Here is a 19,584-nt window from a genome sequence, read left to right as displayed (position 1 = left end):
CCATTGGCGTCTCGAAGACGGAACGATCATCCTGGCTGGGTCGATCCCGGCATGACGAAGGAGAGACATCATGCAGGGACTGATGGCAGGCAAGCGCGGCCTGGTCATGGGCATCGCCAACGACCATTCGATCGCCTGGGGCATCGCCAAGACGCTGGCGGCGCATGGTGCCGAGATGGCCTTCACCTATCAGGGCGACGCGCTCGGCAAGCGCGTCCGTCCGCTCGCCGACGAGCTCGGCGTCAAGCACGTGTTGCCTTGCGACGTCGAGGACATCGCCAGCGTCGACGGCGTGTTCACCGCATTGCGCGAGGCCTGGGGCGGGCTCGACTTCGTCGTCCATGCGGTCGCCTTCTCCGACAAGAACGAGCTCAAGGGCCGCTACGCCGACACCTCGCGCGAGAATTTTGCGCGCACGATGCTGATCTCCTGCTTCTCCTTCACCGAGATCGCCAAGCGCGCCGCCGAGCTGATGCCGGAAAGCGGCGGCAGCATGATCACCTTGACCTTCGACGGCTCCAACCGCGTGATGCCGAACTACAACGTGATGGGTGTCGCCAAGGCCGCGTTGGAAGCCTCGGTGCGCTATCTCGCCGCCGACTACGGCCGCCGCAGCATCCGTGTCAACGCGATCTCGGCCGGCCCGGTGCGCACGCTGGCGGGCTCGGGCATCGGCGATGCCCGCTTCATGTTCGCCTTTCAGCAGAAGCACTCGCCGCTCGGTCGCGGCGTGACCCTGGAGGAGCTTGGCGGCTCGGCGCTCTATCTGCTGTCGGAGCTGTCCGGCGGCGTCACCGGCGAGATCCACTACGTCGATTCCGGCTACAACGTGATCTCGATGCCGCGCCCCGAGGATCTCAAGGCGGACTGACCTCCGCGCGCATCGGCGGTATCAGGGGAACGCGAGACTCCGTCCCCCGATCGACCCAAATTTTCCCAGTTGAAGACAATGTTCCTGAACGGCTAATCAGGAAGCATTGGCGCAACTCGTGTTGGTTGTTGCGACGACGCTGCGATGCATCATGACCGGTGCATCGGCCGCGGCCGTCAGCTAGCCGCTCGCGCCGGCAGCAAGACAAGTCGTGGGGGCGATTGATGCTGCGTTCGAAGGCCCGTGTCATCGCTCTCTGCGCGATGACCGGCATTGCGCTTGTGGCAGGGGGCGTCGGGCCGGCGCAGGCGCAATCGAGCGTCTGGGACTCCACGATCTCCAACACCAGCTGGTATGTGCCGACGGCGCAGCTGCTCGCCTACATGTCGCCGAAGACGGGCTTCTCCAATCCGGTCCCGATCGGTGACCAGACGTTGTGGACCTTGGGCACCGCGAGCAACGGCGCCTTCACCGGCACCAGCGTCGCGCAGCTCAGGATCGGGCTGGCGCTGCTGACGGACACCTCGACCATCCAGGGCTTCGTCACCACCAGCGGCCAGATCACCATGCTGTTCACGCCGACCGGCGGCGGCACTGCGACCGTCGGACTCGGCTATATGCGCAACGTCAACGGCGTGACCAGCATGGAAATGCAGATGATCACCGGCGACAGCCTGCTGGTGACGCATTGGGCCTACATGCTCCCCTATGATCCCGCGACCTTCACGCCGCCGCCGTCGGCACCGGTGCCGGCCAACTCAGTGCCGCAATGGGCGTGGACCGCCGGCACGCCTTGGCGGATCGTCAGTCCCACATTGTTCGGCACGCAGGCGCCGGGCCGTTTCGTCATCACGAGCTATCAGAACGGCTATTTCTGGGGTGCGGGCGTCGCGCCGCCCGGCAGCGCCGCGGCCGGCTTCACGCTGCTCGGCTCGGTGACTCCCGAGGGCAGCGTGCTGTTCAACACCCTCTCGCGCGGCACCCTGACCAGCCTCTATGGCACGGCGAGCGGCAACGCCGCAGGCGCGCAGATGCTGGTGTCGACCTACGACCTCACCGGAAACCTGACCGGAGGACTGGCGACGATGTCGCTGATCCGGCCTTATGCGGATACGCTGCGGTCTGCAGGCGGCCGCGTCGGACTGGAGGCGGCTGACGTGCTGTACCGGCTGTCGATGACGTCGGCCGGCTGGACCGGATCGATGGTCTCGGGCTTTGCCGCGCTTGATAATCTCAGCGGTCCATCTCTCAGCGCCGCCGTGAAGCAGACGTTGCCGGTGTTGACCGGGGCGGCCTCGCAGGCGACCCATGTCAGCCAGCAGGCGTTCCGGCAGACGATGACCAACAGGCTCGACGATGTCGGCAGCATCGGCTGGGCCGCTGGTCGCAATGTCTGGATGCAGCCTCTCGGTAGCACCGCGCAGCAGACGGGGCGCGATGGCGTTCCCGGCTATGACGCCTCCGGCGGCGGTCTGGCGTTCGGCGCCGACGTCGCAGTCTCGTCCCGCGCCATCATTGGCGGCGTTCTCGGTTATTCTCATCACACGATCACCGGAAGCGACGCCGCCGTGCCGAACCGTCTCGGTCTCGCCTCCTATCAGCTCGGGCTCTATGGAGCCTACGCGATCACCCGTGATGTCCTCTTCGACTATCAGCTCGATGGCGGATCGACCGATAACGGCGAAAACAGGTCGCTGAGCTTCATGGGCGCATCCGCCGGCGGCAGCTATCGTTCCTACAGCGGCCATGCCGGCGCAGGCATCAAGACGCGCATTCCGCTGCAGGACCGATTCGCGCTCGTTCCAGCACTGCGCCTGGACTACGGCACGGTTCGCAGCAATTCCTACGGCGAGAACGGTGCCGGCGGCTTCAGCCTCAACGTCGATCCTCAGATCTATCAGGAGCTCGTGACGACGGCGCAGCTGAAAGCGGTCTACGCGCCCACCAGGCAGATTCGTCTGACCAGCGATATCGGCGTCGGCTACAACACGCTGAATCAGCCATTGCAGATCCGCGCGACGTTCTCGGGCGGCGGCGAGAGCTTTGTCACCCATGGCCTCGGCCTGTCGCCATGGATCTATTCTGCGGGCCTTGGTCTTGTGGCCGCCGGCAACGACCGGCTCGACCTCAGCATCCGCTATGGCATCAACGCGACATCGTCCGGTCTCGTCCAGCAGTCGGGCCACGCGGTGCTGAAGATCAGGCTGTGACGCGCCGAGCTCGTCGTTCTATTCGCGCCCGAAATAGGCCGGCAAGCGCTGGTCGAGCCGGAATTTGAGCATCGAACGCGCCATGTCGCGCAGCACATTGTTGTTCGCAGCCTCCGGCGGCGAGGCGGGGAATGCGGAGTTGTCGACGTCCCCGGCGTGAGACGGCGGTCCGACGCCGGACGTCAGCCGTGAGAGCAGCGATCTGGAGCTCGTGGCAGGCTCGCGCGTCTCGAACGTCGCGCCGTCATAGAGCTGGATATCGATCATGGTGAAGACGTGGCTGATCCGGCCGAATCCCTCGCCCCGGTTGATGACACCGACGCCGGTAACCTCGTCGTTTGTCGAGGGTTCGCTGTCGGTCCGGCGGGTGATCACGAGGTAGCGAGCGCACCCTGCCGTGCCGGCCACCTTCCTGACGATGGGCGTGAGCTTCCCGTTCTCGGCCTTGACCGGTGGCGACTGATAGAACGGATCGAATGCGCCCTTGGGGACGCTGATGCGGCGGATCCCGCTATCACCCGCGGCTGCCTTCACACGCGCGTAGACGATGTCGTCGAAACCCCAGGACACCGGCACTTCGGCGTACTCGTTGCCCAGGCGGGTCATGCCGTTCTTCTGCACCGTGAAGGCATCGCCGAGCGCGGCGATCACCCCGACCTCGCACGGTCCGCCCTCGCGAAGGGCCGTCGTCGGCTTGGCTGCCTTGGCAGCGGTGCCCGCGGTCTTTGGCGCTGTTTTGGCATTCAGCGGCGCCGGCGCCGATTGCGCCAGGGCATTGGTGCATGACCAGATCACGGCCATGAACAGCGGCGCCAGTCGGCGAGAGATGGTCACTGGGAGAGCTCGTCGCATAAGGGAGAGGATTGGGCCAATGAAGCTCGTTCGAACCGTGTGAACGCGGGCGACGGCATCATTCGATCTTCAGATAGCTCGGCAGGTCGCGATCGAGCTTCGCCGCGACCAGAGTACGCAGCCGCTCGCGCAGGACGGTGCTGGAGGCCGCAGCCGCGAGAGGCTCGGGGAAGTCGGCATTGTTGAGCTTATTGAGAGGATCCTCGGTGAGCCTCATGGTCTCGGCCAGCCTGGCGCCGGTATCCGCCGAGAACGAGCTGATCTTCTCGTAGGATTGGCCGTCGATGAGCGTGATGTTGACGTTCGCAAACAGATGCGAGTGCCTGAGGATCGATCCGACCCCCTGATTGTAGGCGCCGATGCCTCTGAGCCTCAGGGTGGTGTTGGGAATGGTCGTCTCGAACCTGGTGACGACGAGGTAGCGTGCGCAGTTGGCATTCGTGGTGACGTTGCGCACGATCGAGGCCAGGCTCTCCTTCGGATCGGGCAGGAAGCGCGACGTCGGATGGTAGTAGGGCTCGAACGCGCCTTTCGGATAGCCGATCCTGTGCACGGCCGGGTCGCCGCCGGTGGCCGCGCGCACGCGCGCCATGGCGAGGTCGTCCAGTCCCCATCCCGGCAACGTGACTTCGTCCTCTTCGATTTCAAACACGGTGAGGCCGAACTTGCTGACGGCGAGCTGGTCGCCGAGTGCGGAAATGACGCCAAGACGGCACGGACCGCTTTCGATGGCGCCTGGTTTCGCCATCGCCTTTGTCTTTCCGGAGGGTTTCTTGGCCGCGGCGGCGGCCTTGGGCGCCGTTGCTGACGGAGCCTGGGCCCAAGCCCCGGTTGCGAAGGCAGCGGCGAGGACGACGAGCGCAAGGCGACGGATCAGCAGGAGCGGCACGGACATGGGGACGGTTCGAGAATGCAAGGTCGTCGGGAACTCGAACTTAGTTCGCCTGCGAAGGCGCACGCAACGGTTTCCGGTCGCCACGCGCAAGATTTGCGCTTGCACGCTCTGCGATCAGGAGGCCGCCGCCTGACCGTCACGCTTCCAGCGATAATATTTCATGATCCGGCCGTGCAGCGGGTCAGCTTCCTCCTTTTCCAGCACGAAGCCCTCGCGCTCGTACCAGCGCCACGCCTTGTCGTTGCCCTTCGCGCAGCGCAGCCACACTTCGTCGGGGAGCAGCTCGCGGGTGAAGGCGAGCAGCCGGCGGCCGAGCGAGCGGCCCTGATGGGACGGGGCGATCATCAGCTGGTCGAGATAGAGCGTGGGGACGTTGATCGCGAGCATCGCCGCGAGGCCGCCGCGGTCGTCGGCGACATACAGGCTCCAACCGCCGGCGACTTCGCGCGGCACGCGCTCCCTGAGGACCGCGAGCAGCCTCTCGCTCTGCGCTTCCAGACCCGTCGAACACCAGCTCTCCATCCAGAGCCTGGCGACGGCGTCGTATTCGTCCGGGCGGGCAGGGCGGATGATAGGATGGTGCATGTGGGTGACCTTAAGCGGGGTGACGGCCTCTGCATCCGCAGCCGTGACCCGGGACGCGCGAGGGTGCACGACCAATAGGACAACAAAAAAGGGCGGCCCGAAAGCCGCCCTTTGTATTTCATCGAAGGGGACGCCGGCTTTACTCGCCAGCGGCTTCGCGCGCCTCGGCGGGCGCGTCCTTCTGTTTGGCCTCGAGATCCTCGCCGGTGGTCTGGTCGACCGCCTTCATCGACAGCCGGGTCTTGCCGCGGTCGTCGAAGCCGAGCAGCTTGACCTTGACCTTGTCGCCTTCCTTGACGACGTCGGTGGTCTTCTGCACGCGCTTGTCGGCGAGCTGCGAGATGTGCACGAGGCCGTCGCGGGTACCGAAGAAGTTCACGAAGGCGCCGAACTCCATCACCTTGACGACGGTGCCGTCATAGATCTGGCCGACCTCCGGATCGGAGGCGATCGACTTGATCCACTTGATGGCGGCCTTCATCGCCTCGCCGTCGTTGGAGGCGACCTTCACGGTGCCGTCGTCCTCGATGTTGACCTTGGCGCCGGTCTTCTCGACGATCTCGCGGATCACCTTGCCGCCGGTGCCGATCACTTCGCGGATCTTGTCGGTCGGGATCTTGAAGGTCTCGATGCGCGGCGCGTATTCGCCGAGCTCGGCGCGCGCGGCGGTCAGCGCCTTGGACATCTCACCCAGGATGTGGATGCGGCCTTCGCGGGCCTGGCCCAGCGCAACCCGCATGATCTCCTCGGTGATGCCCTCGATCTTGATGTCCATCTGCAGCGAGGTGATGCCGCTCTCGGTGCCCGCAACCTTGAAGTCCATGTCGCCGAGATGGTCCTCGTCGCCGAGAATGTCGGACAGCACGGCGAAGCGGCTGCCTTCCAGGATCAGACCCATCGCGATGCCCGCAGTCGGCCGCTTCAGCGGCACGCCTGCATCCATCAGCGCCAGCGAGGAGCCGCAGACGGTGGCCATCGACGACGAACCGTTGGACTCGGTCACCTCCGACACCACGCGCGTGGTGTAGGGGAACTCGTGGTGCGGCGGCAGCACCGGGTGGATGGCGCGCCAGGCGAGCTTGCCGTGGCCGATCTCACGGCGCTTGGTGCCGCCGAGACGGCCGGTCTCACCGACGGAGTAGGGCGGGAAGTTGTAGTGCAGCAGGAACGTCTCTTTGTACGTCCCCGACAGCGCGTCGATGTACTGCTCGTCCTCGCCGGTGCCGAGCGTGGTTACGACCAGCGCCTGGGTTTCGCCGCGGGTGAACAGCGCCGAACCGTGGGCGCGGGGCAGCACGCCGACCTCGCAGACGATGTTGCGCACCGTCTTGGCGTCACGGCCGTCGATGCGCTTGCCGGTGTCCAGGATGTTCCAGCGGACGATCTTGGCCTCGAGCTCCTTGAACACGGCGGCGATCCGGAGCTTGTCGTATTTCGGCTCCTGCCCCTCGGGGAAGAAGTAGGCCATCACCTTTTCCTTGACGGCGCCGACGGCAGCATAGCGCTGCTGCTTGATCGGAATCGCGTAGGCGTTGCGCAGGTCCTGCTCGGCGATCCCGAGCATCTCCTTCTCGATCGCGCCGTTGTCGATGATCGCGACGTCGCGCGGCTCCTTGGCGGCCTTCTCGGCGAGCTCGATGATCGCGTTGATCACCGGCTGGAAGTGACGGTGACCGAACATCACCGCACCGAGCATGATGTCCTCGTTGAGCTCCTTGGCCTCCGATTCCACCATCAGCACGGCGTCCGAGGTGCCGGCGACGACCAGGTCGAGCTGGGTGTCGGCCATCTCGTCGAGGGTCGGATTGAGGATGTATTCGTCATTGGCGAAGCCGACGCGGGCCGCGCCGATCGGGCCCTTGAACGGAACGCCCGACAAGGTCAGGGCGGCCGACGCGCCGACCAGCGCCACGATGTCCGGATCGTTCTCCATGTCATGCGACAGCACGGTCACGATCACCTGGGTCTCGTTGCGCCAGGCATCGACGAACAGCGGGCGGATCGGGCGGTCGATCAGGCGGGAGACCAGCGTCTCCTTCTCGGTCGGACGGCCCTCGCGCTTGAAATAGCCGCCGGGAATGCGGCCCGCGGCGTAGGTCTTTTCCTGATAGTCGACGGTCAGGGGCAGGAAGTCGACGCCCTCGCGCGGCGCCTTGGCGGCGACGACGGTCGCGAGCACGACGGTCTCGCCATAGGTGGCGACGACGGCGCCGTCAGCCTGGCGGGCGATCTTGCCGGTTTCCAGCCTGAGCGGACGCCCACCCCAGTCGATCTCGACGGAATGCTTGGTAAACATGGGTATCTTCTTTCATGAGATGATCGAAGGCAGACCCCCCGGAAACAAAAAAACCATGCGCAAGATTGCAGGGCGCTGGAAAACGATCAGCGCCCTGCGATCCTGCCATGGTTTTCTTATTTCGGATGGCGTCCATCCTTCTCGTAAATAACGGGCACCTTGCCCGTTACGCCCAGCGGCCGGATTGCTGCTGAGGCGTACTGCATGGTCCGGGCAGGATCAGGCGAAGAGCGTATCTGCCTCTTTCCAGACCCAGCCGGACCGCACGATCCCGGACTCGCGAACGCCGCGATCGAAGCGGCGTCCTCGGCATCATGCCATCAACGCGCGCAATACCGCGCGCGCCCATTCCAACGCGAAGCTCAACGACGGATGTTGTGCTTCTCGAGCAGCGCCTTGTAGCGCGCCTCGTCGTTCTTCTTCAGATAGTCCAGCAGCGAACGGCGGGTCGACACCAGCTTCAGGAGGCCGCGGCGGGAGTGGTTGTCCTTGCCGTGGGTCTTGAAATGGCTGGTCAGGTTGTTGATGCGTTCCGACAGGATCGCAACCTGCACCTCGGGAGAACCGGTATCACCGGCCTTGGTGGCGTTCGCCTTGATGATTTCCGCCTTGCGCTCTGCGGTCACCGACATCGTCAGTCTCTTTCGTTGCGACCGGAGCTGGCAGTCAGTCCGGTCAGGTTGAACACGCGCTTGGGGATGAGTTCGCCATTGCCAATTTCGGCAAGCGCCAGAAGGCGGCCTGCGACCGTGACATAGACTGTGCCGCTACTATTGGGCGCATCCCGTCCGCGCAACAAAACGGCCTGGCCCCTGTGGAGCCTTGCCGCATCAGCCCGAGTGACGGCCAGTGCCGGGATGTCGTCCAGCGCGGTCTCAACGGGCAGGAGTGCGTCGGCGAGGCTTCCCTCACCGGACGCGGCTCTATTGCACAAAGCCTCCAACTGTTCCAGCGGAATCATGTCGTTCTCGGTAAACGGACCCACCAGGGTCCGTCGGAGCGCGCTGATATGGCCGTAACAGCCGAGGAGGCGGCCCATGTCGCGGGCCAGCGCCCGGACATAGGTTCCCTTACCGCATTCCGCCTCGAATACCGAATGGTCGGGGTCGGGCTGGTCGACGAGGGTCAGTTCATGGATCTCGACCGGGCGCGGCTGGAGCTCGACGACCTCGCCGTCGCGTGCGAGATCATAGGCGCGCTCGCCCTGGATCTTGATCGCGGAATAGCGCGGCGGCGTCTGCTCGATCCGGCCGGTAAATTGCGGCAGTAGCGCCCGGATCGCCGCGGCATCCGGCCGGCTGTCGCTGGTCTCGACGACCCGTCCTTCGGTGTCGTCGGTATCGCGCTCCTCGCCCCAGGTCACGGTGAAGCGGTAGCGCTTGCGGCCGTCCATCACGAAGGGAACCGTCTTGGTGGCTTCGCCCAGCGCGATCGGCAGGCCGCCGGAGGCGAGCGGATCGAGCGTGCCGGCATGGCCGGCGCGCTTGGCCTGGAACAGGCGCTTCACCACCGCCACGGCCTGGGTCGAGGTCATGCCGATCGGCTTGTCGAGCACGACCCAGCCATGGACGTCGCGACGATCGCGGCGCGGCTGGTTGCCCTGACCGTTCCCTTGGCGCGGCTTGTGGCGCGGATCGTTGTTGTCGCGCGGCGGGCGTCCGTCGGCAGAATGGATCGTTTTGGCCGCGGACGGTTCGGCGCTCGGCGCGTCGACAGTGCCGGTTTCGGGGGGAATGGTCATCAGCTCTCTTCCGAATCCGAATTGAGGTCTCTCTGCACCGCGGGTGTTCGCAGTAATTTCTCGATCCGTTCCGCTTCGTCGAATCGCTCGTCGACGCGGAAGCGGATGTCAGGTGCAAATTTCAGGTTAACGCGCCGCGCGATGTCGCCGCGCAGGAACTTCTTGTTGCGCTCCAGCGCCGTGAGCACGACGTCCGTATCCTGTCCGCCGAGCGGCATGATGTAGATCGTGGCGAGCTTCAGGTCGGGCGACATGCGGACTTCGGGCACCGTAATGATGTGTCCCTCCAGGTCCGGGTCGTGCACGTCACCGTGGCTGAGAATGTCGGCGACAGCGTGACGCACGGTCTCGGCCACGCGCAACTGACGCTGCGAGCCGCCGGAAGCGGCGCTTCCCCTCTGGTGATGGCGAGGCATTTTTCAAAAATCCAATGGATCGTCGCCCGGCGTGAGCACGGGCGAGAGGATCATTCTGATTGAGTTCAACGACGCTTCGTTAAGTTCAAGAGGCGCGGCGATTCCGCAGGTGCACGGAATCGCTGCTCGCTCGAATTGCAGCGCTCTGTAGGATTCGGACTTACAGCGAGCGCTGGATGGTCTCCACGCGATAACACTCGATGACGTCGCCGACACGCATGTCGCCGTAGCTCTCGAAGGCCATGCCGCATTCCTGGCCGGCCTGCACTTCCTTCACTTCGTCCTTGAAGCGCTTCAGGGTCGACAGCTTGCCCTCGTGAACCACGACGTTGTCGCGGATCAGGCGGACATTGGCGCCGCGTTCGACAGTGCCGTCGGTGACGCGGCAGCCGGCGACCTTGCCGACCTTGGAGATGTTGAACACCTCCAGGATCTGCGCATTGCCGAGCATGGTTTCCCGAAGCGTGGGGGCCAGGAGGCCGCTCATCGCCTTCTTCACGTCATCCACGAGGTCGTAGATGATGTTGTAGTAGCGGATCTCGATGCCGTTGCGCTTGGCGAGTGCGGCCGCTTCCTTGTTGGCTCGCACCGAGAAGCCGATGATCGCGGCGTTGAAGCCTTCGGCCAGCGTGACGTCGGACTCGCTGATGCCGCCGACGCCGGCATGCAGGATGCGGGCGGCGACCTCCTCGGTGCCGAGCTTCTCCAGCGAGCCGAGAATGGCTTCCAGCGAGCCCTGCACGTCGGCCTTGATGATCAGCGGGAATTCCTTGCGGCCCACAGTCTTCAATTGCGACATCATCTGTTCGAGCGAACCGCGCATGCCGGAGATCGAGGCTGCCGCGTTCTCGCGCTTCTGATGCGCGCGGTAGCTGGTGACCTGGCGGGCACGGGCTTCGTTCTCGACGACGGCGAGACGATCGCCAGCTTCCGGCGGACCGTTGAAGCCGAGCACCTCGACCGGCACCGACGGGCCTGCCTCCTGCAGCGTCTCGCCCTGGTCCGAGATCAGCGCGCGGACGCGGCCCATCTCGGCGCCGGCGACGATGATATCGCCGACCCGCAAGGTGCCGCGCTGAACCAACACGGTGGCGACCGGACCGCGGCCGCGATCGAGCTTGGCTTCGATCACGGTGCCTTCGGCCGGGCGATCCGAATTGGTCTTGAGGTCGAGGATGTCCGCCTGCAACGCGATCATCTCGAGCAGACGATCGAGATTGGTCTTGTTCTTGGCGGACACCTCGACGTCGACGACCTCGCCGCCCAGCGATTCGACCTGAACCTCGTGCTGGAGCAGCTCGGTGCGGACGCGCTCGGGACGGGCGTCGGGCTTGTCGATCTTGTTGATCGCCACGATCATCGGCACCTTCGCCGCCTTGGCGTGATTGATCGCCTCGATCGTCTGCGGCATGACGCCGTCATCGGCCGCGACCACCAGCACGACGATGTCGGTGACCTTGGCTCCGCGGGCGCGCATCGCGGTGAACGCGGCGTGGCCGGGCGTGTCGATGAAGGTGATCTTCTTGCCGGAATCCGGCGCGGTCACCTGATAGGCGCCGATGTGCTGGGTGATGCCGCCGGCTTCACCCGAGACCACATTGGCGTGGCGCAGCGCGTCGAGCAGCGAGGTCTTGCCGTGGTCGACGTGGCCCATGACGGTGACGACCGGCGAGCGCGGCTCGGTGTCGGTCGAATCGTCGACGACGTCGAACAGGCCCTCCTCCACGTCCGAGGCGGCGACGCGCTTGACGGTGTGGCCGAGTTCTTCCGCGATCAGCTGCGCGGTGTCGGCATCGATCACGTCGGTGATCTTGTGCATCGCGCCCTGGCGCATCAGCAGACGGATCACGTCGACCGCGCGCTCCGACATGCGGTTCGCCAGCTCCTGGATGGTGATGGCTTCCGGAATCGTCACCTCGCGGACGAGCTTCTCCTTCTGCTCGTTGGCGGCATGGCCCTTCAGGCGCTGGGTGCGGCGGCGGAACGACGCGATCGAGCGCTCGCGCACATCGTCGGCCGTGAGCGCCGTGACCACCGTCAGGCGGCCGCGCTGCTTCTGCGGGCCCGGCTTGTGCGTGGTCTTCGGCGGCGGCGCGGGACGTGCGGCTCCGCCGGGACCCCTGCGGATCTGGCGCGGACCCTCATCCTCGTCCGGACCGGCGGCAACCGCCGCCGGCGCGCGGCCGAGCGGACCGCCGGCGGCAGGACGGGCGCCGGCCGGGCGTGCGCCCGCCGGCTGAGCGCCACCGGGCCGCGAGCTCGGACCACCAATCTGCTGCGGCCGGCTGCCCGGTGCGCCGACGGGCCTGCCGGGGGCGGGCGTCGAGCGGGCCGGTGCGGCTGCGGCGGGCTGGGGCGCGGATGTCGCCGGACGGGGCGCCTCGCCTTCACCGAACCGCTTCTTGGCTTCGAGCTCGGCCTTGCGCTTGGCTTCCTCTTCGTGACGGTGCCGCTCTTCCTCGGCCTTGCGGCGCGCCTCGGCAGCCTCGCGCTCGGCGCGTTCGGCGGCTTCGCGCTCGGCGCGGCGGCGGGCTTCCTCTTCGGCCTGGCGGCGTTCCTCGATGTCGCGCACGCGGGCATCGGCCAGCGCGCTGGCGCGCGCCGAGCGCTCGTCCTCGGTCAGGGTGCGGAGCACGACGCCGGACCCGCCGCGCTGCGACGAGCCGGATGGGCGCGGTCCGGATGAGCGCGGCGATGGCGGGGGCGGCGGCGCCTTGGCGACGGTCGGCTCCGGTGCATGCGGAGCATCGGGCCCCCCATCGCCGACGCGGCGCTTGCCGCGCTTCTCGACCACCACCTGCTTGCTCCGGCCATGTGGGAAGCTCTGGCGTACCGTGCCGGTCTCGACGCGCGGCTTCAGCGTCAAGGTCTTGCTCGGGACACTCAGTTTCTTGTCGCCCGGAGTGTTGTTGTCGGCCATTCAGTCGTCCTAATCTCGTTACCAGCGTGCGGGCTACCGCACCGTCTCATTCGTGCAATCGTCGCGATGTCTTCGTAGCTATGGCTTCAAAGTGCTATGTCTTCGAAGTCGAAGCAGATTTCGTGGCCGCGGTTCCGGCAATCTTGTCAGCGTCGGCCGACCGGTATCGGACCAGTGTCTGGCTGCGCGACAGGAATGTCCTGCTCGCCGGGCCTGCGAGCACGGCAGCATGTATCACATTTGAGCGCCCAAGTGCCAAATCCAATTCTGCCGAAGTGAGACAGCAGATGATCGGAATTGTCGGGGCTTGGTTCTGACCCCCGTCGTTCGGCCGCACCAGCGCGTCGAGCTTGCGGATCCCGTCGGCTGCGCCGTCCGCGGCATGGACGAGGGCTGCCAATGTCGACCGTGATGGCCGCTGCGACAGCGCCGCTTCCACCTTGGAGAAACCGGAGACGACCTGACCGGCCTTGGCGGCAATCCCCAGCGCTTCGATCGCGCTGCGGGCCAGCAAGGCTTCCAGGTCTTCGACAAGGGTTGGCGGGACGCGGACGTTGGTCTTGAAGCCCCGGCTGAAATGGTGACGCCGCACCGCCTCCGCAACCGCCTGGCGCGAGGCGGTGATCCACAAGCCCCGTCCGGGCAGCTTGCGCTTGATGTCGGGCACGACCTCGCCCGACGGGCCGACGACGAAGCGGATCAGCTCGCCGATCGGCCGCACTTCGCGGCTGACGGCGCACATGCGCATGGTCGCGGACTTCTCGGTCCGCGGTCCATTGTCGAGCTCGGGGTCGGCCAAAGCGAGCATGCGGTGATGCGGCTCCTCATCTCAAGCGAGCTGGGTCAGGGAGGGGGTCATCGTGGTGTCCATGGGACGAGCCAAGCGGGTCAGGCGGGCTGTCCTTCGGTCGTTTCGTCCTCATTCTCGGGTTCGGCTTCGGCCTTGGCGAGGTCAGCCTCACTGACCCAGCCGGCCTTGACGCGGGCCTGCATGACCATGGCCTCGGCATCGTCGCGGGAGATATCGAGACCGTCGAGAATGCCGGGGAATTTGGTGGCTTCGCCACCCTCCTTGCGCTCGGTCCAGCCGACCAGATCGTCGGTCGCGCAGCCCGCGAGGTCCTCGACTGTCTTGATGTCGTTCTCGCCGAACTTGACCAGCATCTTGGTGGTGACGCCGGGCACGTCCTTCACCGCGTCCTCGACGCCGAGCTCCTTACGCCTGGCCTCGAGCTCGGCTTCCTGCTGCTCGAGGAATTCGCGGGCGCGGGTCTGCAGCTCGGTCGCGGTCTCCTCGTCGAAGCCCTCGATGCCGGCGAGATCCTTGAGGTCGACCAAGGCGAGCTCCTCGACCGAGGTGAAGCCTTCGGACGCCAGCAGCTGGCCGACGACCTCGTCGACGTTCAGCGATTCCATGAACACGCGGGTGGAATTCTCGAAATCGGCCTGGCGGCGCTCGGATTCCTCCTGCTCGGTCAGGATGTCGATGTCCCAGCCGGTCAGCTGCGAGGCGAGGCGGACGTTCTGGCCGCGGCGGCCGATCGCCAGCGAGAGCTGGTTGTTGGTGTCGGGCACCACGACCTCGATGCGCTCGCGGTCCTCGTCGATGACGACCTTGGCGACCTCGGCCGGCGCCAGCGCGTTGACCACGAAGGTCGCGATGTCGGGCGACCACGGAATGATGTCGATCTTCTCGCCCTGCAGCTCGTTCACCACCGCCTGCACGCGCGAGCCGCGCATGCCGACGCAGGCGCCGACGGGGTCGACCGAGGAGTCGCGGGAGACAACGCCGATCTTGGCGCGCGAGCCGGGGTCGCGAGCGACCGCCTTGATCTCGACGATGCCGTCATAAATCTCCGGCACCTCCTGCGCGAACAGCTTGGCCATGAATTGCGGATGGGTGCGCGACAGGAAGATCTGCGGGCCGCGGGTCTCGCGGCGGACGTCGAAGACGTAGGCGCGGACGCGGTCGCCGTTGCGGAACACCTCGCGCGGCAGCATCTCGTCGCGGCGGATGATCGCCTCGCCGCGGCCGAGGTCGAGGATCACGCTGCCATATTCGACGCGCTTGACGACGCCATTGACGATGTCGCCGATGCGGTCCTTGAACTCCTGGTACTGCCGGTCGCGCTCGGCCTCGCGCACCTTCTGCACGATGACCTGCTTGGCCGACTGCGCGGCGATGCGGCCATATTCCAGCGGCGGCAGGGTGTCGGCGATGGTGTCGCCGATCTGCGCGCCCGGGTTGGCGCGGCGCGCATCATCCAGCGAGATCTGGTTGGAGGGGTTCTCGACCTTCTCGACCACCAGCATGTGGCGCGACAGCCGCAGCTCACCCTTCTTCGGATCGATCTCGGCATGAACGTCGGTCTCGCTGCCGTAGCGGGCGCGGGCGGCCTTGGCGATCGCGTCTTCCATCGCGGCGATCACGATGCCGCGGTCGATCGACTTCTCGCGCGCGACGGCGTCGGCGATCTGCAGCAGTTCCAACCGGTTGGCGCTGACGGCCATGGCTCAAGTCTCCTCTAATCAGGATCGATCTCGCCTCTGCGCGCGCGATCGGCGGCGAGGCGATGTTTCTTGGTATTGGTCGGCAGCGGCTTCTTGGCCGGCTTGTCGTCTTTTGCTTTCGGCTTCGGCTTGGGTTTCGCCTGGGCCGCCGGCTTGGCGTGCGGCGCCAGCGGTGGGACGATTCCAAGCTCGCGCTTCTTCTCGCGCTCGGCCGCCTTGCCGCGGCGCATGGATTCGGCGATCAGCTCGTCGGTCAGCACCATCTTTGCGTCGCCGATGTCGGCCATCGGCAGCACGACATCCGGCTCCTGGTCCTTGGCCACGTCATCGCGGGTGATGCGCACGCCGTCGCCTTCGACGCCGGCGATGATGCCGCGGAAGCGTTTGCGGTTCTGATGTGCCACCGCCATCTCGATCTTGACGAGATGACCGATGTGACGTTCGAAATCGGAGCGGCGGACCAGCGGCCGGTCGATGCCCGGCGAGGAGATCTCGAGGCGGTAGGCGCGGTCGATCGGATCGGCGATGTCCAGCACCGGCGACAGCGCCCGCGACACCGCCTCGCAATCCTCGATCTGCATCGTGCCGTCGGGACGCTCGGCCATCACCTGGACCGTGCAACCACCTTCGCCCGAAATGCGGATCCGCACCAGGCGGTACCCCATTCCCTGCAGCACCGGGTCGGCCACCGCCGCCACGCGCGCCGCGACGCCCGGCTCGACGACGAGACGGGGCTCGGTCAGGAGGTCGGTGTCAGCGGTTGCGAACGTAGGTTCCGTCATCGAGGCGTCGATCGCGTGTCTTGCTTGGTTGGGCCGTCGGGCCTGTTCGATCGCGCTCACCGGACCGATCCCGCCCGTGGCGGAGCGATCCAGGTAACAAAAAAGAGCGGGTCCGGAAGGGCCCACCCTCACTACGCGATCGTATATGAGATGATGTTTGATGGCGCTCATATAGCCGCTTTGCCGCCTGACGGCAAGGGTCGTGTCGCCTCAAACGGCGCCTGGAACTGGGAATTTGCTCCGCGCCCGGACTGCGGATCGGATCGTTTTCCCTGACCGGGAACGGCCGAATGCCGCAGGGTCTAACCCTTCATTCACCAAGATCGCTTAAAAATGAGCTGAGTTCGTGCTTTTCGCCCCCGTCGTCGTGCCGCACGGAGTGGAGCGCACGGAAACGTGGCGTGTTGCGTATCGAGTAGACGTCCATGACCCCGGCAACCGCGCTGATCCCCGGCCTCGGCGGGATCGTCAGGCAGGGCAATGCTGAACGCGGCCTCGAGGCCACGCGCCGCATCGCCGACCTGTTCTTCGAGGATGCGACGAAGCTGCGTCCCGAGCATATCAATCTGTTCGACGGTCTCCTGATCGATCTGGTCCCGTTCGCGGATCTGCCGACGCGGATCGATCTGGCGGAGCGGTTGTCGCGGCTCCTCAAGGCGCCCCGTGCCGTCGTCAGCCGGCTGGCGCGCGACGACGAGGTTGCGGTGGCGGGTCCGCTGTTGCGCCGTTCGCTCGTGCTCGACGATCCCGTGCTCATCGCTATTGCGCGCGACAAGAGCCAGGGTCATTTGCTCGCGATGGCAGAGCGGACGTGCCTATCGGCCGATACGACCGATGTGCTGGTGCGCCGAGGTGATCGCGACGTGGTGCGGCGGACCGCTGCCAATGACGGCGCAGCATTTTCCCCGCGCGGCTATGCCGCGCTGATCCACCGCGCGAGTTCAGACGGCGTGCTGACGCTCACGGTCGGCCGGCGCGCAGATGTTTCCGACGATCATCTGAAACAACTGCTGGCCGGCTCGCTCGATGTCATCAGGCGGCGGCTGTTCGATGTCGTGCCGCCGGACAAGCAGGCGAGGATCAGGCAGGCTCTCGCCGAACTCGCCGATGCGGAGCGTACAGCGCATAGCACGCGCGATTTCGTGCCGGCGCAGCGGACCATCCTGTCGCTGTATGAAGCCGGTGCCTTGGACCAGTCGGCGTTGTTCGGCTTCGCATCCGAGCACAAATACGAGGAGGTCATCGCGGCGCTCGCCGCAATGACGGGATTGAAGATCGCGACGCTCGACCGGCTGGTGTCGGGCGATCGTCACGATCCGCTGCTGATCCTGGGGCGCATGATCGGGCTCGATTGGCGCACCGTGCACGCACTGATCCTGCTGCGCCTCGGACCGAAACGCGTGCCGGCGCCGCGCGATATCGATGCGATCAGGGTCAACTACGCGCGCCTGCTGCCATCGACCGCCGAACGCGTCGTCGCGTTCTGGAAGACACGACACTGAGTGACCTCGCCGGCGCAGCGGTCAGCGCCGGCTGAAGATCAGATAGTTGGCGACGCGGCCTTCGCGCGTGGCCTTCCGCCCGTAGCGCGTCATGGTGTAGCCCAGCCAGGGCAGACGCCAGTCGTCGGCGCGCTCGGCCGTCCAGGCGAACTCCGGCGAACGCAGCAGATGCCACAGCGTCCAGGCGCAATAGTCGGCGATGTCGCTGACGAAGCGGAACTCGCCGCCGGGCTTCAGGACGCGCGCCATCGCTGCGATCGTCGCATCCTGCACGAAACGCCGCTTCCAGTGCCGCCGCTTCGGCCAGGGATCGGGATGGATCAGGTCGATGCGCTGCAGCGACTGCGGCGGCAGCCAGGCCAACAGCTCGGCGGCGTCGCCCGCCACCAGCCTGATATTGCCGATGTTGTCGGCCTCGATGGCCGACAGGATCTTGGCCATGCCGTTGACATAGGGCTCGCAGCCGATGAAGCCGGTGGTCGGAAACGCCTTCGCTTCGGCGGCAAGATGCTCGCCGCCGCCAAACCCGATCTCCAGCCGCAGCGCGTCGACCGGCGGATCGTACAGCGTGGGCAGCACGGCTTCCGCGGGCGCGGCGAGATCGAGCGCGAGGTGCGGCAGCAGGTTGTCGACCAGGCCGGCCTGATGCGCCCGCAGCTTGTGGCCCTTGCGCCGGCCGAAGAACGAGCCCTGGCCGTGCAGGGCCTCGGTGCCGGTGTGATCGTCGTCGACGGGCATGTTGATCGCGGGGCTCATCGCAGGGTTTGATAGAGACGGTAGAGCAGCCTTGTCCGCGGCTCGATCGAGGAGATGTACATCTGCTCGTAATGCGTATGCGCGCCCTTGCCATCGACGCCGAGCCCATCGAGCGTCGCCGTGAACGGTGCGGTGAAATTGCCGTCGGAACCGCCCCCGGTATAGGTGTCCACCAGCTCGAAGCCGATCTCGTCGGCCAGGGATTTCGCATGCTCGAACAGGGCGGCGCCGGCGTTGCCCTTGACGTAAGGCGGCCGGTTCACCTCGCCGCTCACTTCGACCGTGACGCCATCGCTGCGCGAGGTCAGCCCCAGGATCTTGGGCAGGATTTCTTCGGCATCGGCAGGCGTCGGCAGCCGTGCATCGACCTCGGCGTAAGCTTCCTCAGCGATCACGTTGGGACGGGTGCCCCCACGCACGACGCCGACATTCACGGTGATGCCGCGGGCGGGGTCGTTGAGCGCTTCGAGCGCATGGATGACGTTGGCGAGTTCGCGGATCGCACTGCGTCCATCCTGTGGACGCGCGCCGGCGTGCGCGGGCACGCCGCGGATTGCCACGTCGAACCGCGCCACGCCCTTGCGTCCGGTCACGATCTTGCCGCCGTCGCGCGCCGGCTCGGTGACGAGGACGTATTTCGCCTTGCGGCCTTCCTCCTCGATCAGCGCGCGCGAGGTCGGGCTGCCGATCTCTTCATCCGAGACGAACAGATGAGTAATGCCGAGCGGCGATTTTTGACCCTCTGCGCAGAGCTGACGAAAGGCGTGAAAGGCGAGATAGGCGCCGCCCTTCATGTCGTAGATCCCGGGACCGTACGCAACGTCGCCGTCGACTGCGAACGGCAGCCGCGCGATGAACCCGATCGGATGCACCGTGTCGAGATGGCTCAGGACCAGGATGCCCGGCTCGTCCTGTCCCCACGACGATCGTGCGACGAGGTGGTCGCCACAGCCGTCGCGTCCGGCGATCCGTTCGATCGTGGCGTCGAGCCCGCGATAGCCATCCGCGACAAGCGAAGCCAGCTTGTTGACCTGATCAGGCGCCTCGGTCGGGGTCTCGATCTCGACCCATTGGCGGATGCCTTCGAGAATTGTGCGACTATCGAACGGGCTGCTGCTGGCGGTCATGAGCTTTGTAAATCGTTCTCGATGGTTACGAAGTGGTAGCAGGCGGCGGACTGGCGCGTCGCAGGGCGGGTTGGCGGCTGGGACACCGGAGTTCCAGGCCACATGTGCATAAAAAGATTT

Annotated in this window: 16 protein-coding genes; 3 read left to right on the top strand and 13 right to left on the bottom strand. The window is 66.0% G+C overall.

Annotated features, from left to right (window positions below; genetic code table 11):
- The first annotated feature begins 70 nt into the window (after positions 1–70).
- Together fabI and QW863_RS09080 are read left to right on the top strand one after the other, a co-directional pair.
- On the top strand, positions 71–871 hold the full coding sequence (fabI, locus tag QW863_RS09085) for an enoyl-ACP reductase FabI (RefSeq protein WP_315716916.1): 801 nt from the start codon (positions 71–73) through the stop codon (positions 869–871).
- Between the two features lie 224 nt (positions 872–1,095).
- Positions 1,096–3,081 (top strand): autotransporter outer membrane beta-barrel domain-containing protein, encoded by a 1,986-nt coding sequence (locus tag QW863_RS09080; protein ID WP_315716917.1) that lies wholly within the window; start codon positions 1,096–1,098, stop codon positions 3,079–3,081.
- 18 nt (positions 3,082–3,099) lie between these two features.
- Here the strand turns inward: QW863_RS09080 and QW863_RS09075 are convergent, their stop codons facing one another.
- The 11 genes from QW863_RS09075 to rimP form a co-directional block, all read right to left on the bottom strand.
- A complete protein-coding gene (locus QW863_RS09075) occupies positions 3,100–3,915 on the bottom strand; it encodes a hypothetical protein (RefSeq protein ID WP_315716918.1) in 816 nt (271 codons plus the stop codon).
- A 76-nt stretch (positions 3,916–3,991) separates the two neighbouring features.
- Complete coding sequence (locus tag QW863_RS09070) at positions 3,992–4,828, bottom strand: hypothetical protein (protein WP_315716919.1); 837 nt, start codon at positions 4,826–4,828, stop codon at positions 3,992–3,994.
- Between the two features lie 114 nt (positions 4,829–4,942).
- Positions 4,943–5,413, bottom strand: coding sequence for a GNAT family N-acetyltransferase (locus tag QW863_RS09065; protein WP_315716920.1), 471 nt, complete (start codon positions 5,411–5,413; stop codon positions 4,943–4,945).
- A 139-nt stretch (positions 5,414–5,552) separates the two neighbouring features.
- Complete coding sequence (gene pnp / locus QW863_RS09060) at positions 5,553–7,709, bottom strand: polyribonucleotide nucleotidyltransferase (RefSeq protein WP_315716921.1); 2,157 nt, start codon at positions 7,707–7,709, stop codon at positions 5,553–5,555.
- Positions 7,710–8,071: 362 nt separating this feature from the next.
- Complete coding sequence (rpsO, locus tag QW863_RS09055) at positions 8,072–8,341, bottom strand: 30S ribosomal protein S15 (RefSeq protein ID WP_009025947.1); 270 nt, start codon at positions 8,339–8,341, stop codon at positions 8,072–8,074.
- A gap of 2 nt (positions 8,342–8,343) precedes the next feature.
- The gene (truB, locus tag QW863_RS09050; protein ID WP_315716922.1) at positions 8,344–9,450 is read right to left on the bottom strand and encodes a tRNA pseudouridine(55) synthase TruB; all 1,107 of its coding nucleotides are present in this window, start codon (positions 9,448–9,450) and stop codon (positions 8,344–8,346) included.
- Positions 9,450–9,866 (bottom strand): 30S ribosome-binding factor RbfA, encoded by a 417-nt coding sequence (gene rbfA / locus QW863_RS09045; RefSeq protein ID WP_315716923.1) that lies wholly within the window; start codon positions 9,864–9,866, stop codon positions 9,450–9,452. Before rbfA ends, truB begins: the two co-directional genes overlap by 1 nt.
- A gap of 160 nt (positions 9,867–10,026) precedes the next feature.
- Entirely contained in the window at positions 10,027–12,786 is a 2,760-nt protein-coding gene (gene infB / locus QW863_RS09040) for a translation initiation factor IF-2 (RefSeq protein ID WP_315716924.1), read from the bottom strand.
- Between the two features lie 94 nt (positions 12,787–12,880).
- Positions 12,881–13,594, bottom strand: a complete 714-nt coding sequence (locus tag QW863_RS09035) for an RNA-binding protein (RefSeq protein WP_315716925.1) — start codon at positions 13,592–13,594, stop codon at positions 12,881–12,883.
- Positions 13,595–13,674: 80 nt separating this feature from the next.
- Positions 13,675–15,297 (bottom strand): transcription termination factor NusA, encoded by a 1,623-nt coding sequence (gene nusA, locus QW863_RS09030; RefSeq protein WP_315716926.1) that lies wholly within the window; start codon positions 15,295–15,297, stop codon positions 13,675–13,677.
- A 14-nt stretch (positions 15,298–15,311) separates the two neighbouring features.
- Positions 15,312–16,079, bottom strand: coding sequence for a ribosome maturation factor RimP (rimP, locus tag QW863_RS09025; protein ID WP_315716927.1), 768 nt, complete (start codon positions 16,077–16,079; stop codon positions 15,312–15,314).
- A 425-nt stretch (positions 16,080–16,504) separates the two neighbouring features.
- On the opposite strand from rimP, the gene QW863_RS09020 reads away from it, so the two are divergent.
- A complete protein-coding gene (locus tag QW863_RS09020) occupies positions 16,505–17,581 on the top strand; it encodes a DUF2336 domain-containing protein (protein WP_315716928.1) in 1,077 nt (358 codons plus the stop codon).
- 21 nt (positions 17,582–17,602) lie between these two features.
- Here QW863_RS09020 and QW863_RS09015 read toward each other — a convergent pair whose 3' ends face one another.
- Positions 17,603–18,337, bottom strand: a complete 735-nt coding sequence (locus QW863_RS09015) for a tRNA (guanine(46)-N(7))-methyltransferase TrmB (RefSeq protein ID WP_315716929.1) — start codon at positions 18,335–18,337, stop codon at positions 17,603–17,605.
- Entirely contained in the window at positions 18,334–19,464 is a 1,131-nt protein-coding gene (locus QW863_RS09010; RefSeq protein WP_315716930.1) for a M20 family metallopeptidase, read from the bottom strand. The genes QW863_RS09015 and QW863_RS09010 overlap by 4 nt, the downstream gene beginning before the upstream one ends.
- Positions 19,465–19,584 lie beyond the last annotated feature (120 nt).

The organism is Bradyrhizobium sp. SZCCHNR1017, assembly GCF_032381375.1.
Lineage (GTDB): Bacteria > Pseudomonadota > Alphaproteobacteria > Rhizobiales > Xanthobacteraceae > Bradyrhizobium.
The sequence above is the reverse complement of the archived record's forward strand: the minus strand, read 5'-3'. Positions and strand labels throughout refer to the sequence as shown.

Coding starts and splice junctions, on each gene's coding strand:
- fabI (WP_315716916.1), top strand. CDS start 71: ATGCAGGGACTGATGGCAGGCAAGCGCGGCCTGGTCATGGGCATCGCC.
- QW863_RS09080 (WP_315716917.1), top strand. CDS start 1,096: ATGCTGCGTTCGAAGGCCCGTGTCATCGCTCTCTGCGCGATGACCGGC.
- QW863_RS09070 (WP_315716919.1), bottom strand. CDS start 4,828: ATGTCCGTGCCGCTCCTGCTGATCCGTCGCCTTGCGCTCGTCGTCCTC.
- QW863_RS09065 (WP_315716920.1), bottom strand. CDS start 5,413: ATGCACCATCCTATCATCCGCCCTGCCCGCCCGGACGAATACGACGCC.
- pnp (WP_315716921.1), bottom strand. CDS start 7,709: ATGTTTACCAAGCATTCCGTCGAGATCGACTGGGGTGGGCGTCCGCTC.
- rpsO (WP_009025947.1), bottom strand. CDS start 8,341: ATGTCGGTGACCGCAGAGCGCAAGGCGGAAATCATCAAGGCGAACGCC.
- truB (WP_315716922.1), bottom strand. CDS start 9,450: ATGACCATTCCCCCCGAAACCGGCACTGTCGACGCGCCGAGCGCCGAA.
- rbfA (WP_315716923.1), bottom strand. CDS start 9,866: ATGCCTCGCCATCACCAGAGGGGAAGCGCCGCTTCCGGCGGCTCGCAG.
- infB (WP_315716924.1), bottom strand. CDS start 12,786: ATGGCCGACAACAACACTCCGGGCGACAAGAAACTGAGTGTCCCGAGC.
- QW863_RS09035 (WP_315716925.1), bottom strand. CDS start 13,594: ATGCTCGCTTTGGCCGACCCCGAGCTCGACAATGGACCGCGGACCGAG.
- nusA (WP_315716926.1), bottom strand. CDS start 15,297: ATGGCCGTCAGCGCCAACCGGTTGGAACTGCTGCAGATCGCCGACGCC.
- rimP (WP_315716927.1), bottom strand. CDS start 16,079: ATGACGGAACCTACGTTCGCAACCGCTGACACCGACCTCCTGACCGAG.
- QW863_RS09020 (WP_315716928.1), top strand. CDS start 16,505: ATGACCCCGGCAACCGCGCTGATCCCCGGCCTCGGCGGGATCGTCAGG.
- QW863_RS09015 (WP_315716929.1), bottom strand. CDS start 18,337: ATGAGCCCCGCGATCAACATGCCCGTCGACGACGATCACACCGGCACC.
- QW863_RS09010 (WP_315716930.1), bottom strand. CDS start 19,464: ATGACCGCCAGCAGCAGCCCGTTCGATAGTCGCACAATTCTCGAAGGC.